This window comes from Ruegeria sp., assembly GCF_965199275.1.
Classification (GTDB): Bacteria; Pseudomonadota; Alphaproteobacteria; order Rhodobacterales; family Rhodobacteraceae; genus Ruegeria.
In genome coordinates this window covers 924,803-938,708 of sequence record NZ_CBDAQX010000021.1, presented here as the reverse complement: position 1 = coordinate 938,708, position 13,906 = coordinate 924,803, and the positions used below count along the sequence as shown (strand labels likewise).

Here is a 13,906-nt window from a genome sequence, read left to right as displayed (position 1 = left end):
ACGCGTGCGGCACCCGGTGGCAGTTATGGTGCTGGTGGGTCACTAAAGGTTGCCACTTTTTCGTTGGTTGGCGAAAGCAGTTGGCGCAGCCAACTAACGTGATCTTTCGCACATCGGTAGTTTGTCTATGAATGGTGTGAACAAAGAATTTTTCATCGTTAAATCAGAAATTTATGAGCAGTTTTTCTAATCTTCCTCATAGTCTTCTTCGCTACCGTCCCGCGTGCAACAGCTACCTGCCTGAGGAACTGGGAAATCTTGCAAATGGTAAGGTCTGGTTTCGTCACCTTGGAGGCCAAAACGACGATGCAGAAGGTGTCGTACCTATTGTGCGGTCATCCGAAGAAAAGTTGCGAGGACTTTTCAAAGATCTTCGCGTTTCGGCAATGAAGCATTTGCCACCAAGTCATGAATTCTGCCGGAAGTACCGGTCAGTCAAAGAGTTTCGAGCGTTTCTTCGCGACAGGCGCCGTTGGCAAAAACAATTCGTAAGAGTTGCCCCCGAGCGCATTCGGATTTCCTGTTTTTCGCAACCAGAGAAACATGATGAGCAGTACATGTGGCGAAAGTACTCAAGCGCTGGTCAGGGGTTCAGGCTTCATTTTACTAAAGAGAGTAACTGTTTAAAGGAAGATGCTCCATATTGGGCACAGGTATTTTACTGCGACAATCTAGACAGAAAACGAGTGTCTGAAGCGGAACTTCTAGCCGCTGAATTTCATCTAACTGGAGTGCCTGTCTTCGATGCCAATCCAAAGCAATGGATGGCGATTCTGCAGGCCTTTTCGGTCTGTAAAACTGAGGAATGGCTTCCTGAGGCTGAGACACGATTAATAAAATACTCATTGAAAGAAGATGGGTATGTCCAAGTTCCTAACTATGCTTTGACTGGAGTTACTTTTGGGAGTCACGCGTCATGCATGTTGATAGAGCAAGTCCGTGATGCTCTAGGTGAAGAACTGAATTATGAACAAGCTTCCATTTAGTTTCCCTCTGTCTGTTTATTGAAAGTTCACTCTAGGCCAACAGGCCAACAGGCCAACAGGCCAACAGGCCAACCCACCCGCCCGGCGGTACCGCCGGGCCGCGCCGACCCGCCCTCATGGGGCGGCGCGTTTGCGCCTCCCCTCGGGCCGGCGCTGCCCTCCGTTCTACTGATCAACCGTTGCGAGCGCTTTAGCGCTCTGGGGCTCAGCGTTTGCGGCTGAGTTCGTCCACTGGACGACTTCCGGGACGCCGCTCATCCGCTTGGATTGGTCGCGATTCTTACCGCCTTCATTCAGCCGCCCCACGCGCTTCCTCGAGCGCATCCCGCCGCTCGTTGCAAGTGATCCGCGACCCCCAAACCTCTGACCCAGATCAAGGACCGAATTCGATCAAAGCGCTAGTGTTCCCGCACTGTTGAATACTTGAATGAGGTCGCAATGCTCCCCCTGATGTTGATCGTACATATCTTCCTTGGCTCTACCCTCGCAGGCACAGCGGTTATCGCTGTTCTGGTGATGGGATACACCGCAGTCCTGCCAATCGTGCTGGCGGCGGCGGTGGGGTTTGTGGCGGCCTTTCCGGCCTCGTATCTGGTGGCGCGCAAGCTAGAGGGGTGACGCTCGGACATCGCCTGTAAACAGCCGTTGCCGTCACGCATATTCCGGAAAGAAAAAACCTGCCAAGATCGCGTCCTGGCAGGTTTGAATTGTTTCTACATTGGGGGAGGGGTTTACTCTCGGTTCCCCAGCAGTTGCAGCAGGAACATGAACATGTTGATGAAGTCCAGGTACAGGCTCAGCGCGCCCATGATGGCGGCTTTGCCCAGCCACTCCTGATCACCGGCATGTGCCATCTGCAGGTAAGTGTTCTTGATCTGCTGCGTGTCATAGGCGGTCAGGCCGGCGAAGATCAGAACGCCGATGACCGAGATCGCGAAGGCCATGGCTGAAGAGGCCAGGAAGATGTTGACCACCATCGCGACGATCAGACCGATAACGCCCATGATCAGGAAGGTTCCCATACCCGACAGGTCTTTCTTGGTCGTGTAGCCGTAGAGCGATAGACCCGCGAAGGCGATCGAGGTGATCAGGAAGACCTGAATGATCGACTGACCGGTGAAGGCGATGAAGATCCAGCTGATCGACAGGCCCATTACGGCGGCGAACGAGTAGAACACCAGCTGTGCAGCCGCAGCCGACATGCGGTTGATCATGGCGCTGAAGCCGAACACAAAGGCCAGCGGTGCGAACATGATTACCCATTTCAGCGGCGAGACATAGATCGAATGACCCAGCGCGGTCAGGTAAGTGTTCGCGTTCAGTTGCGCCACGGCTGCCGACGGATCGGTGGTGATCGACAGACCCGAGATCGCCCAGGCTGCGAGGAAGGTGATGAACATGCCCACGGACATCGTTCCATAGACTTTGTTCATATGGGCGCGAAGGCCCTCATCAATCTCGGCGGCGCGTGCGCCTGCGGCCGTCCGAATCGTATCGAATTGTGCCATTTACAAAGGTCTCCCTAAACGTATCTGCGTGCGGCCCGTGAGTATTGGCCACTTTCCTGCTGAATATCGGCAACTGTAGGCTGTGTTTCAAGAGTTTCTGCAGTATTTCCGCCTAAAATACGCAACAAAAACGGCGACCTGCTGCCGCAGATCGCCTATCGCCGAAAAAACATGAGTATTAAAGGCAGCTTTTCCAGAACTGCGGGGCATCCCAGATGGGGCGGCGGGCCTCGGCGTCGGCCTGGGCACGGGTGATGCCGATGTCGTTCAGGGCGCGGGCATCCAGCTGAGCCAGTTGTTGACGTTGACGTCTTACGGACAGGACGAACCGTATACGCGCAAACAGGGATTGCTTGTGTCGGGGGCAGTGTCGGTTCAGGGCGATCGAGTTCATGGTCTATCCTTTCGTTTTTCAGATGGTTTAAATCGGTCTCATCAACTTCCTTGATTTATATGGCGAGTTGGTGCACATTTTAAAAACGAATATTTTTGATTGGATGCATAAGGATTCGTGAACATGAGAAATCTGGACATCACCACATTGCGATCCTTTGTGGCCGTGGCCGATCAGGGTGGCGTCACACGCGCGGCGGGGTTTCTGCATCTGACGCAATCAGCCGTCTCCATGCAGTTGAAACGCCTGGAAGAGCTTTTGGATTTGGAGCTTCTGGATCGCAGCGGGCGGACCATCGCGCTGACCGCCTCGGGCGAGCAGTTGCTGGCTTATGCCCGCCGGATGATCGCTTTAAATGATGAGGTGATCTCAAAACTCACGGATCAGGCCTTTGAGGGCGAGGTGGTTCTGGGTGTCCCTCATGACATTGTCTACCCGGCGATTCCGCGTGTTCTTCAGCGGTTCAACGCCGATTTCCCGCGTGTGCGCGTGCAGTTGATCTCGTCCTATTCGTTGCAGCTTAAGGATATGTTCAAACGCGGGGAATGTGACCTGATCCTGACGACCGAGCCTTCCTCATCAGACGGGTCTGAGACCATTGCCGAGCTTCCGCTGCGCTGGATCGGGGCACCGGGTGGGTCGGCTTGGCGCAAGAATCCGGTGCCGATTGCGCTGGGGCGGCGCTGCATGTTCCGTCCGCAGGTTATCGCGGCGCTGGATGCCGCGGGTATCCCGTGGGAGCTTTCCGTCGAAACCGAGAACGACCGCACCATCGAAGCCACGGTCAGCGCTGATCTTGCGATTCACGCAATGCTAGATGGCACCGAGGCTGCACACCTTGAACAGATCGACTCGGGTGGTGTTTTGCCCGAGCTGCCCGCGCATATGATCAACCTCTACGGAGGAGAGCCGGGGCGCGATGCAGTCATCGAGGCGTTGGCGCAACTGGTGCGCCAGAATTTCCGCATGCTGGGCAGCACGCCCCTTCGGGCCGTGGTGGGCTAGGGCGTAATCACGATCTTGCCGGTGGATTTGCGCTCTTTCAACAGGCGGAGGCCGTGTTCGACTTCGTTCAACGGCAGGGTGTGGCTGATATGAGGCGTGATCTTCCCTTCGGCATGCCACTGGAACAACGTCTGAAAACTGTTGCGCACGATATCGGGGCGGAACCTGAGGTAGCCGCCGATATAGAAGCCGATTACCGTCAGGTTCTTAACCAACAGGTGGTTGGCCGGGATTTGAGGGACTTCGCCACCAGCAAAGCCGATTGGCAGCAGACGACCTTCGGGGTTGGTGGCGCGGAAGGCGGCTTTGAACACGTCGCCGCCAATCGCGTCATAGACGACATCGGCGCCTCCCAATTCTTTGACGCGGGCGCGCAGGTCTTCAGAGGCGTCGATCAAGTGATCTGCCCCGGCAGCCTGTGCAACGGCCAGCTTATTCGCACCGCGCGCTTGGGCGATCACGGTCGCGCCCATCAGTTTGCCGATTTCCACCGCGGTCAGTCCGACGCCACCGGCGGCTCCGGCCACGAGCAGGGTTTCACCTGGCTGCAACCGGGCGCGATGGTCCAGTGCCAGATGGCTGGTCCCGTAGGCGATCTGAACGGCGGCAGCCTCCTCAAAACTGGTCTCATCCGGGATGGGGATGGCCCGATCCGCGTCGAACACGCCGTACTCGGCCAACCCGTCCTGGCCCGAGTACACGGCGACACGGTCACCAACCTTCAAGCCAGAGACTGCTGGTCCCAGTTCGTCGACAACACCGGCGATTTCCATGCCTAAAGTAAACGGAGGCTTTGGCGTATCCTGATACGTGCCCTTCTGCATCAGCAAATCGGCGAAGTTCAGGCCGCATGCTTTGATGGCGATTCTGACCTGTCCCTCGGCAGGTGTCGGCGTGGGCAATTCGACAATTCGCGCGTCGGCGCCTTTGGATTCAATGCGATATGCAAGCATGATGGTTCATCTTGGTTTTCAGGGAATAGGTCGCAGTATGAGCGAAATTGTCAATGCGTTCAGCTAATTGTGCGCGCTAACGAAGACAGTTTGGTTAGACCGTGTCGCCAAAATCCCAGAGATGCACAACCATAAACCAATGTACAGAGATTCCAATTCAACCAACTTGAAAAAAAGTCAAAAGCGGCAATATTGGACGGCAGTGCTGTATCGGGGGATCGCACATGTCTGGTTGGGGGATGCTTATGGGGACTTCTCTAACTTCTGTTTATGTGAACGGCGCGAAGTCCCGCAACAGATGTGTGTGTAGTAGAGGAGAATACCAATGACTCATCACGTCGATGTCCATGTGGGCAAGCGTGTCCGACATCGCCGCTGGCTGATTGGCATGACCCAACAGCAGTTGGCGCAGCAAGTTGGTATCAAGTTTCAGCAAATTCAGAAATACGAAACCGGGGCGAACCGAATCAGTGCCTCCCGTCTGTGGGACATTGCCGATGCGCTGGACGTACCGGTCAGCTTTTTCTTTGAAGGTCTTGAAGAAGGCCAAAAAGAGAAATCCGACAAGAGCGCGCTTCCTGCTGACCTGATGGGGGACAAGGAAGCCCTGGATCTGGTGCGCTCTTACTACGCGATTCCGGAAAACCAGCGTCGCCGCTTGTTTGAACTGGCACGCGTTCTCAGCGACGTTGCCTGATCACTACGGCTTGACACCGGCCCGTGTTCGCAGCACCTGTGCTGCATGAGCCAGACCGACCTGACCGACCTTGAAGTTGCCGAAGAAATGGCTGACGCCGCGCGCGCAGCCATCCTTCCATATTTCAGGCAGACCAATCTCGAAACTGACAACAAGCTGGCTGGCGGGTATGACCCCGTTACCGTGGCTGATCGAGCGGCGGAGCAAGCCATGCGGGCGGTTCTGGCACAGCGTCGGCCAGATGACGGAATTCTGGGAGAAGAGTTCGGTCAGGTTGAGGGGTCTTCGGGCAGGACCTGGGTGCTTGATCCGATCGACGGCACTCGAGGGTTCGTCAGCGGTACGCCGACCTGGGGCGTTCTGATCGCCCTGTCTACGCAAGATGGTCCGATCGTGGGCGTTGTGGATCAGCCCTATATCGGTGAGCGTTTTGTGGGCGGATCAGGCATAGCTCAACTGACTGGGCCTTTGGGCACAACTCCGTTGAAAACGCGTGGCACACAGGTGTTGGAGCAGGCAACCCTGTTCACGACCTTCCCTGAGGTTGGCACGTCAGAGGATCGTGCAGGTTTTCAGGCCGTCGCTGAGTTGGTTCAACTGACCCGCTATGGCATGGACTGCTATGCCTACGCCCTGCTTTCTGCCGGTCAGGCAGATCTGGTGATCGAAGCCGGGTTGAACGCCTATGACATTCAGGCGCCGATTGCAGTGATTGAAGCCGCAGGCGGTATCGTCACCGATTGGCAGGGTGGCCCGGCTCACAATGGCGGAAGGGCATTGGCAGCCGCCAACGCTGAAATTCACGCCGCGGCGTTGGAAATCCTGCGTAGCTATTGAATTTCATGTCGAGAACATTCTGAATTGTCCGGTGTAGGTAACATGCCAATTGTCCGCTTCAGTTGATTGCGCGGTGGCCCAATTCGGAGGGAGCCGTAGGCGACCGTAGATTTGGGCCACCGCGTTCGCGCCACGTCGAAGCGGGTCACGCGACTTTGTGTTTGCTATCCTCCTGTGTGATGGGTGATCCGTCAGGCTGGTAGCGGCCAATGCATCTCGGGCCGTGGAAGATGACCAGTTGACCATCGGGGTATTCGTGGACCCTGACCTTCGCCTTGACGAAATGATGACGGTGCCTGTCTGCCGCGATCTGCATGACCAGGCCCTTGTAGCGCACCGTATTGTCGTTGCCGACGACGCGGTCTTCCTGCACACACAGGGTGTCGCGCACATTGCCTGTAAACGGCACGAAGGCCGAGGTCGTATCCTCCGGCTCCTTTGCAAACAGGGCATTGTGTTCGGGAAGATAGACCTCTTTCAGGAACTGATTGGCCTCTTCAATGGTTGTGATCCCATGGGACCGCAGTTCCTGCGGCAATCGGTTCTGGAACGTGCCAAACATGCGTTCAGACCGTCCACGGGCCTGCGGTGAATAGGCCGGGATCAGCTCAATGCCGAGTTGCTGCAAGGCGCGCCCGACCTGGGTCAGATTGTCCTTGTCCACTTTGCCGCCCGCTTCGGGCGTATGCCAGTAATGAGAGCCCCGATCGGCATAGAGCGAGCAAAACAGACCTTGCGCCTCGATCACCTCTGTCAGCCCCTGAAAACTGCTCATCGTCCCTTCTTCCTCGACAAAGAATGCCGAATAAACCCGGTTGGTGGCATCGTCCATGGTGACGATCAGATCCCACCACTGACCCGGAACCCATTCATGGCTGGAGCCGTCCTGATGCAACATCATGCCAACCATCGGACGGCGGGGCCGCTTGCGCCGATGGGCACCTCGTCGGGGTGCTGCCTGAACCCGGCCGTGGCGCTGCAGTGTAAGCCGCACCCAGTTGTAGCTCTGTGTGAAACCATGGTGGGCCACCAGCTTCTCGTGGAAATGCTTCGGCGTGTAATCCCAGTACTTGGTATCAAACAGTTCAAGCATCTCCATGACCTTATCCGTGGCAACACGATTGTTGGCCAGTTTGCCAAGCCGACGGTCGTACAGACCTTCTGCACCATCCGCCTCAAATCGATCCTCCCAACGCCTGACGGTGCGCACGGATACACCCAGTATCTCAGCCGCCTGTTCTTGCGTCAGCTTGTTCGCGCTTCGCCGCGAATACACATCTTCAAACTTCATCAGTCGAACTTCCTGTAACACTTCTGCTCGGTTCATAACGCCTCCTCTCAGAGACAGAATAGAACCGGACAGATCGCATGTTACATACACCGGACATATCGCGTGTTAGCGACATAGCTATTGAATTTCATTGCCGCAATGGTCGCGCGTGAGTAGACTGTACTGAGCCGGTTCTTGCGCCCGTTTTCCGCTGGCTAATGCACTCCTTGCTTGAGACGGGCAGAAGCAGGAGCGTAAAATGCCCGAAATACTGATCAAAAACGCCGACACCATCCTGACAATGGATGATAATCGCCAAGAGCTGCACGGCGCGGATATCCTGATCCGGGGCGGCCAGATCGTCGAAATTGCCCAGGGTCTGACAACAACCGGAGAGATTCACGATGCCTCGGGCTGCGTCATCACACCTGGGTTGGTGAATACGCATCACCACCTTTACCAAACGCTGACACGGGCGGTTCCGGGCGGGCAGGACGCCTTGCTTTTCGGCTGGCTGCAGACGCTCTACCCGATCTGGGCGCGGTTCGGACCGGATGAGATGTTCACTTCGGCGCAGATCGGGCTGGCCGAATTGGCTCTGTCGGGATGCACGCTCAGTTCCGACCACTTGTACCTCTACCCGAACGGAGCGCGGCTTGAGGACACGATTGCCGCCGCCTCGGAATTGGGGATTCGCTTTCATCCCACGCGCGGGGCGATGAGTATCAGTGAAAGTGACGGAGGCCTGCCGCCCGATAGTCTTGTCGAGCGTGAGAAAGACATTCTCAACGATATGATCCGCGTGGTGGATGCGTTTCACGATCCTTCCGAGGGGTCGATGTGCCGGGTGGGCCTTGCACCGTGTTCGCCCTTTTCCGTCAGCCGCGACCTGATGCGAGACGCAGCACTACTGGCGCGCGACAAGGGGGTGATGCTGCATACGCATCTGGCCGAGAATGACGAAGATATCGCCTATTCCGAAGCTCAATTCGGCTGTCGTCCCGGTCAATATGCCGAGGAGCTGGGCTGGACCGGAGCAGATGTCTGGCATGCCCATTGCGTGAAACTGGATGGGGTCGAGATCGATCTGTTCGCAAGGACGGGAACCGGAGTGGCCCATTGCCCCTGCTCGAACTGTCGCCTCGGGTCTGGCATAGCGCCAGTAAGAACCATGAGGGATAAAGGCGTGAAGGTGGGGCTGGGCGCGGACGGGTCGGCCAGCAATGACAACGGCAACCTGATGCTCGAGGCGCGGCAAGCTATGTTGCTGCAACGCGTGGTGAATGGCGCAGACGCCATGTCCGCCCGCGAAGCGCTTGAGATCGCGACACGGGGTGGCGCCGACGTGCTTGGACGGCCCGATTGCGGCCGACTGATGCCGGGTAAACGGGCCGATATTGCCGTCTGGGATACCCGCACAAGCCTCGAAAGCGCGGGCAGTTGGGACCCGGCAGCCTTGCTTCTGGCGGGTCCAATGCAGGTCAAACATCTGTTCGTTGAAGGCCGCCAGATCGTGCGCGACGGTCAGATCACGACGATTGACCTGCCGCGCACCATCGAAACCCAAAAACGTCTGGCCCGCGCACTTGCCCAATAGCGGAATCCGCCCTTCATCTGGCTAAAAATATCCACGCCGGAGGCATGTGCCGAAGGCGCATTCAACGGGCGACCTGTGCCCCTCCGATCCAGACATCAGCGATAGCGCGGTCGTCGCCCATCATGATGGTGGGGAACACGGCCTCCCACAGATCATCGGCATGGGCCTCGCGCTGGGCGATGGCTGGGGTCGAGGCTAGGTCGATCACCACCAGATCGGCCTCCATCCCCGGGGCGACATTCCCGATGCAGTCATCCATTCGCAGCGTTCGAGCCGACCCGACTGTACCCAGCCAAAGCAATTGCGCCGGGTGCAAAGGGCGACCGCGCAGCTGGCCGATCTCATAAGCAGCGGCCATGGTGCGCAGCATCGAAAAGCTGGACCCGCCACCGGTATCAGTGGCCAGGCCAACGCGGTGGCCATCTCGGATCAACCCATTCATGTCGAACAGGCCCGACCCGATGAAGGTGTTCGAGGTCGGGCAATGCACCAAGCCGGCGTCCACCTCGCGCAGCCGATCCCGCTCACGATCCTCCAGATGGATGACGTGACCATAGAGGCCGTTCTGACCCAGCAGACCGAACTTCTCATAGGTATCCAGATAGTCGCGCGCATCCGGGAACAGGGACCGGACCCACTCAATCTCATCGGTTTGCTCGCTCAGATGGGTTTGCATCAGACAATGCGGATGCTCTGCCCAAAGCGCGCCCAAAGCCTCAAGCTGTTCGGGCGTCGAGGTGGGCGAGAACCGTGGCGTGATCGCATAAGACAGACGATCCACGTGGTGCCATTTCTCCAACAGGGCCTGGGACTGATCATAGGCCGTTTGTGCGGTATCACGCAGCCCTTCGGGTGCGTTGCGGTCCATGCAGGTTTTGCCTGCAACAACCCGTTGGCCGCGCTGTTGGGCGACCGAGAAAAAGGCATCGACGCTTTCAGGATGAATCGTGCAGAAACTGCACATGGTCGTCGTTCCATGCGCCGTTGTCAGGTCGAGGTAACGGTTGGCGATCTCGGTGGCGTAGTCGATATCGCCGAACTTCATCTCTTCGGGGAAGGTATAGGTGTTCAGCCAGTCGATCAGCCGCTTGCCCCAGCTCGCGATCATGGCGGTTTGAGGGAAATGCACATGCGGGTCAACGAACCCGGCCATGATCAGGTGCTTGCCGTAGTCCCTAACCTCAGCATCCGGATGCACGGCACGCAAGCGATCCAGCGCACCAACGGCTTGAACACGCCCATCCTCGATCACGACCGCTTCGTCGAGTTTGGTGCAATCCGTTGGCTCTCCCTCAAAAGGGGAGCCGTCAAAACTCAGAACGCGCCCTTTCAAAAGCGTCTTTTGCACCATTCGCCTTGTTCCTTAGCTGTTTTAGCCCGTTCATCAGCATATGCGTGCGAAAGATGAGCGTAAATCGGCGCATTGTCATTGTTTTCCGGTAGCTGCTTCTTCTAATTAGGGGCCAATGGCATGACTAAGAACGGGAGCAGCACATGACCACAGGCATTGATGATCCCGTAACCGACTCCGCTGACGAAGACGTCTACGCGCTGGACCGCCGTACCGTTGCGGCGATCCTGTTTGCCGTTGACGTGGATGATCGCGACAAGTTGGTCGAGTTGATGGAGCCGCTGCACGCAGCCGACATCGCCGACCTTCTGGAACAGATCAATCCCTATGACCGTGCGCGCCTGATCCGCCTCTATGACAAAGAGTTCGATGGCGACATCCTGTCGGAACTGGATGAGGCCGTTAGGGAAGAGGTCATTGGTGTCCTAAAACCCGACGTTCTGGCCGAAGCCGTGCGGGACATGGACAGCGACGATGTCGTCGACTTGCTGGAGGATCTGGAAGAGCCGCAACAGGAGACGATTCTGGACGCGCTTGAGGATTCCGAGCGGGTCGCGGCAGAGCAGGCGCTGTCCTACCCCGAAAACTCGGCTGGTCGTTTGATGCAGCGCGAGGTCGTCATGGCGCCCGAGCATTGGACGGTGGGGCAGGCCATTGATTTCATGCGCGCCAATGATGACCTGCCGGAACAGTTCTATCATGTCGTGCTGGTTGATCCGCGTCTGAAACCTGTCGCGCAGATAACCTTGGGCAAACTGATGGCCGCACGGCGCGAGGTCCCGCTGCGGGACCTGGCAGAAGAGGAATTCCACATCATCCCTGTCGATCAGGACGAAGAGGATGTGGCCTATGCTTTCAACCAGTACCACCTGATCTCGGCCCCAGTGGTCGATGCCGATGGCCGTCTGGTCGGTGTCATCACCATCGACGATGCCATGGTGGTTCTGGACGAAGAACATGAGGAAGACATTCTGCGCTTGGCGGGGGTGAGCGACGAAAGCTCGATCTCGGACAGTGTCGCCGCGACCAGTCGTCGGCGTTTGCCGTGGCTTGCGGTGAACCTGTGTACGGCGATCTGTGCCTCGCTGGTGATTTCGCAATTCGAGGCTGCAATTGATCAGCTGGTGGCGCTGGCGATCCTGATGCCAATTGTCGCCTCGATGGGTGGCAATGCGGGGACGCAGTCGCTGACGGTTGCGGTGCGGGCACTCGCCACGCGCGACCTGACCGCCTCGAACGTCATGCGCGTGATCCGACGCGAGCTGTTGGTCGGCATGCTGAACGGCCTGTGTTTTGCGATTGTTCTGGGCACGGTGGGGATGCTTTGGTTCGATTCGCCGCTGCTTGGGGTCGTGATCGGGTCTGCTTTGGTCGTGAACATGATCATCGCGGGCTTTGCAGGTACGGTAGTACCGGTCTTGCTGGACCGAATGGGCATTGACCCGGCGCTGGCATCTGGGACGTTTGTGACAACCACAACGGATGTCATGGGCTTCTTCATCTTCTTGGGACTTGCCAGCGTGGTGCTTCTGTGACCGATCTGACTGAAATCAAAGCGATGGCGCGCAAGGCCGCGTTTGCTCGTCGCAAAGCGGCGTTTGACGCGCGTGTGCCGGGCGCTGCAGGCCGCTTGTCCGAGATACTGGCAGGCCACCGGGGCGTGCCCATGTCCGGATACATGCCAATCCGGACCGAGATCGACCCGCTGCCAGCAATGGCCGAGGCTACAGCTTACGGCCCCGTTGGTGTGCCGGTGATTCAGGCCGCAGGGCAGCCGGTGAAATTCTCACGCTGGACGCCTGAGGGCGCGTTGAAGGACGGGCCGTTCGGAGCGAAAGTGCCCGAGATCGACGATTACTTCGACCCCGAAATCCTGATTGTTCCTCTGGTGGCTTTTGACGCCAAGGGTGGCCGTCTGGGCTATGGCGGCGGGTTCTACGACCGCACCTTGGAAGGACTGCGCGCCAAACGCCCAACGCTGGCGATCGGCTTTGCCTTCGATGGGCAAGAGGCCGAAGGGCTGCCTTTAGAGCCCACCGATCAGCCGCTGGATATGGTTGTCACGGAAAGCCGTGTTCTGACGTTCTAAGGCTCCCTCCTTAGATCGAGTGGTTCTCACGGAAGTACTCCTAAGCGTCTACCTCGCGGCCGCTGGCCAATATGCAAACGCCGGTTTGCCCGTCGGCACCGTCGCGAATTTCATATTTGCCGCCGCTTTCCACGCAGAATGTGGCTGCAGGGTTGGCAATCTGCGTGTTGGAATCGCTCGTTCCCGCCTGATCGCAAGCGGCAAGCGCAGTGAGGCCAAGGGCAGACAATAGGATACGCGACATCAAGTTTCTCCGATCTAAAGGGCTTTGACGGTTTATTACGGCAGCATAACCACTTGTGCTTCGCGTTGACCAGACTTACGACCGTTGGGATGAGGATACTTTTTCTGGGTGACGTCATGGGCCGCGCGGGACGCACGGCCATCCAACAGCATCTGCCGCGTCTGCGCGACGAATGGCGGTTGGAATTTGTTGTGGTTAATGGCGAGAACGCATCGAACGGGATGGGGCTGTCCGGGGATCATGCCAAACTGCTGCTCGATGCGGGCGCGGATTGCGTGACGCTGGGCGATCATGCCTTCGACCAGAAAGACATGCTGCAACACATCGAGAAAGAGTCGCGCATCGTGCGCCCGGTGAACTTTGCCAAGGGCGCGCCGGGGCGGGGTCATCGCCTGTTCAACGCACCCGGAGGGCGCAAGGTTCTGGTGGTTCAGGTTCTGGGCCAGGTTTTCATGAAGCGGCCCTTTGATGATCCGTTCTCGGCGGTCGAGCCGATCTTGAAGTCACACCCGCGCGGCGGGCAGGCCGATGCTATCATCGTCGATATGCATTGCGAGGCGACATCCGAGAAAATGGCGATGGGCCACTATTGTGACAAGCGCGCCAGCCTTGTGGTGGGCACACATACGCACGTGCCGACGGCGGATTCGCAGATTCTGCCCGGCGGCACTGCTTATCTGACGGATGCTGGGATGTGCGGTGACTATGACTCGGTCATCGGTATGGACAAGGTCGAGCCGATGCGGCGGTTCATCACCGGCATGCCCAAAGCGCGCTTTTCCCCGGCCAATGGTGAGGCAACCCTCAGCGGAGTGTTCGTCGAGACCAATGATCAGGATGGCAGCGCAAAATCAGTGCGCATGGTGCGCGTGGGCGGTCGGTTGGAGCAGGCCGGGCCCTAAATGCTTGCCCTGATCCGCGCAATGCGGGAAACTGGAAGTCAGGCGCTTGGGCCTAGGGTTCGGACTGAAAACC

General features: G+C 57.8%; 15 protein-coding genes. 9 read left to right on the top strand and 6 right to left on the bottom strand.

Features of this window, described 5'->3' with window-relative positions; all coding sequences use genetic code 11:
* Positions 1–173: 173 nt before the first annotated feature.
* Together ACOERD_RS19395 and ACOERD_RS19390 are read left to right on the top strand one after the other, a co-directional pair.
* The gene (locus tag ACOERD_RS19395) at positions 174–986 is read left to right on the top strand and encodes a DUF2971 domain-containing protein (protein ID WP_419740107.1); all 813 of its coding nucleotides are present in this window, start codon (positions 174–176) and stop codon (positions 984–986) included.
* 438 nt (positions 987–1,424) lie between these two features.
* A complete protein-coding gene (locus ACOERD_RS19390) occupies positions 1,425–1,604 on the top strand; it encodes a CTP synthetase (protein WP_170377967.1) in 180 nt (59 codons plus the stop codon).
* Positions 1,605–1,717: 113 nt separating this feature from the next.
* Here the strand turns inward: ACOERD_RS19390 and ACOERD_RS19385 are convergent, their stop codons facing one another.
* Positions 1,718–2,494 (bottom strand): Bax inhibitor-1 family protein, encoded by a 777-nt coding sequence (locus ACOERD_RS19385; RefSeq protein WP_170377970.1) that lies wholly within the window; start codon positions 2,492–2,494, stop codon positions 1,718–1,720.
* A 178-nt stretch (positions 2,495–2,672) separates the two neighbouring features.
* The gene (locus tag ACOERD_RS19380) at positions 2,673–2,888 is read right to left on the bottom strand and encodes a DUF1127 domain-containing protein (protein ID WP_419740106.1); all 216 of its coding nucleotides are present in this window, start codon (positions 2,886–2,888) and stop codon (positions 2,673–2,675) included.
* A 123-nt stretch (positions 2,889–3,011) separates the two neighbouring features.
* Between ACOERD_RS19380 and ACOERD_RS19375 the strand changes: the two genes are divergently transcribed.
* Positions 3,012–3,893: a LysR family transcriptional regulator gene (locus ACOERD_RS19375; protein WP_170665615.1), complete on the top strand. Its 882-nt coding sequence runs from the start codon at positions 3,012–3,014 to the stop codon at positions 3,891–3,893.
* Here ACOERD_RS19375 and ACOERD_RS19370 read toward each other — a convergent pair.
* Positions 3,890–4,846: an NADPH:quinone oxidoreductase family protein gene (locus tag ACOERD_RS19370; protein ID WP_419740105.1), complete on the bottom strand. Its 957-nt coding sequence runs from the start codon at positions 4,844–4,846 to the stop codon at positions 3,890–3,892. The genes ACOERD_RS19375 and ACOERD_RS19370 overlap by 4 nt on opposite strands.
* A gap of 325 nt (positions 4,847–5,171) precedes the next feature.
* Between ACOERD_RS19370 and ACOERD_RS19365 the strand changes: the two genes are divergently transcribed.
* Both ACOERD_RS19365 and hisN read left to right on the top strand, forming a co-directional pair.
* Positions 5,172–5,543 carry a helix-turn-helix domain-containing protein gene (locus ACOERD_RS19365; protein ID WP_170377978.1) on the top strand — a complete coding sequence of 124 codons (372 nt, stop codon included), beginning with the start codon at positions 5,172–5,174 and terminating at the stop codon, positions 5,541–5,543.
* 45 nt (positions 5,544–5,588) lie between these two features.
* Positions 5,589–6,380 (top strand): histidinol-phosphatase, encoded by a 792-nt coding sequence (gene hisN / locus ACOERD_RS19360; protein ID WP_419740104.1) that lies wholly within the window; start codon positions 5,589–5,591, stop codon positions 6,378–6,380.
* Positions 6,381–6,525: 145 nt separating this feature from the next.
* Here hisN and ACOERD_RS19355 read toward each other — a convergent pair whose 3' ends face one another.
* Entirely contained in the window at positions 6,526–7,707 is a 1,182-nt protein-coding gene (locus ACOERD_RS19355; RefSeq protein WP_419737631.1) for an ISNCY family transposase, read from the bottom strand.
* 202 nt (positions 7,708–7,909) lie between these two features.
* On the opposite strand from ACOERD_RS19355, the gene ACOERD_RS19350 reads away from it, so the two are divergent.
* Positions 7,910–9,247, top strand: coding sequence for an 8-oxoguanine deaminase (locus ACOERD_RS19350; RefSeq protein WP_419740103.1), 1,338 nt, complete (start codon positions 7,910–7,912; stop codon positions 9,245–9,247).
* Positions 9,248–9,308: 61 nt separating this feature from the next.
* On the opposite strand, the gene guaD is transcribed toward ACOERD_RS19350, so the two are convergent.
* Positions 9,309–10,598, bottom strand: a complete 1,290-nt coding sequence (guaD, locus tag ACOERD_RS19345) for a guanine deaminase (RefSeq protein ID WP_419740102.1) — start codon at positions 10,596–10,598, stop codon at positions 9,309–9,311.
* Positions 10,599–10,741: 143 nt separating this feature from the next.
* Here guaD and mgtE point away from each other — a divergent pair, with 143 nt between their 5' ends.
* Positions 10,742–12,133: a magnesium transporter gene (gene mgtE / locus ACOERD_RS19340; RefSeq protein ID WP_170665608.1), complete on the top strand. Its 1,392-nt coding sequence runs from the start codon at positions 10,742–10,744 to the stop codon at positions 12,131–12,133.
* Positions 12,130–12,687, top strand: coding sequence for a 5-formyltetrahydrofolate cyclo-ligase (locus ACOERD_RS19335; RefSeq protein WP_419740101.1), 558 nt, complete (start codon positions 12,130–12,132; stop codon positions 12,685–12,687). Before mgtE ends, ACOERD_RS19335 begins: the two co-directional genes overlap by 4 nt.
* A 40-nt stretch (positions 12,688–12,727) precedes the next feature.
* On the opposite strand, the gene ACOERD_RS19330 is transcribed toward ACOERD_RS19335, so the two are convergent.
* Positions 12,728–12,931, bottom strand: a complete 204-nt coding sequence (locus ACOERD_RS19330; RefSeq protein WP_419740100.1) for a DUF333 domain-containing protein — start codon at positions 12,929–12,931, stop codon at positions 12,728–12,730.
* An 89-nt stretch (positions 12,932–13,020) separates the two neighbouring features.
* Here ACOERD_RS19330 and ACOERD_RS19325 point away from each other — a divergent pair, with 89 nt between their 5' ends.
* The gene (locus ACOERD_RS19325; protein ID WP_419740099.1) at positions 13,021–13,833 is read left to right on the top strand and encodes a TIGR00282 family metallophosphoesterase; all 813 of its coding nucleotides are present in this window, start codon (positions 13,021–13,023) and stop codon (positions 13,831–13,833) included.
* The last annotated feature ends 73 nt before the right edge of the window (positions 13,834–13,906 follow it).

Coding starts and splice junctions, on each gene's coding strand:
- ACOERD_RS19395 (WP_419740107.1), top strand. CDS start 174: ATGAGCAGTTTTTCTAATCTTCCTCATAGTCTTCTTCGCTACCGTCCC.
- ACOERD_RS19390 (WP_170377967.1), top strand. CDS start 1,425: ATGCTCCCCCTGATGTTGATCGTACATATCTTCCTTGGCTCTACCCTC.
- ACOERD_RS19385 (WP_170377970.1), bottom strand. CDS start 2,494: ATGGCACAATTCGATACGATTCGGACGGCCGCAGGCGCACGCGCCGCC.
- ACOERD_RS19380 (WP_419740106.1), bottom strand. CDS start 2,888: ATGAACTCGATCGCCCTGAACCGACACTGCCCCCGACACAAGCAATCC.
- ACOERD_RS19375 (WP_170665615.1), top strand. CDS start 3,012: ATGAGAAATCTGGACATCACCACATTGCGATCCTTTGTGGCCGTGGCC.
- ACOERD_RS19370 (WP_419740105.1), bottom strand. CDS start 4,846: ATGCTTGCATATCGCATTGAATCCAAAGGCGCCGACGCGCGAATTGTC.
- ACOERD_RS19365 (WP_170377978.1), top strand. CDS start 5,172: ATGACTCATCACGTCGATGTCCATGTGGGCAAGCGTGTCCGACATCGC.
- hisN (WP_419740104.1), top strand. CDS start 5,589: ATGAGCCAGACCGACCTGACCGACCTTGAAGTTGCCGAAGAAATGGCT.
- ACOERD_RS19355 (WP_419737631.1), bottom strand. CDS start 7,707: ATGAACCGAGCAGAAGTGTTACAGGAAGTTCGACTGATGAAGTTTGAA.
- ACOERD_RS19350 (WP_419740103.1), top strand. CDS start 7,910: ATGCCCGAAATACTGATCAAAAACGCCGACACCATCCTGACAATGGAT.
- guaD (WP_419740102.1), bottom strand. CDS start 10,598: ATGGTGCAAAAGACGCTTTTGAAAGGGCGCGTTCTGAGTTTTGACGGC.
- mgtE (WP_170665608.1), top strand. CDS start 10,742: ATGACCACAGGCATTGATGATCCCGTAACCGACTCCGCTGACGAAGAC.
- ACOERD_RS19330 (WP_419740100.1), bottom strand. CDS start 12,931: ATGTCGCGTATCCTATTGTCTGCCCTTGGCCTCACTGCGCTTGCCGCT.
- ACOERD_RS19325 (WP_419740099.1), top strand. CDS start 13,021: ATGAGGATACTTTTTCTGGGTGACGTCATGGGCCGCGCGGGACGCACG.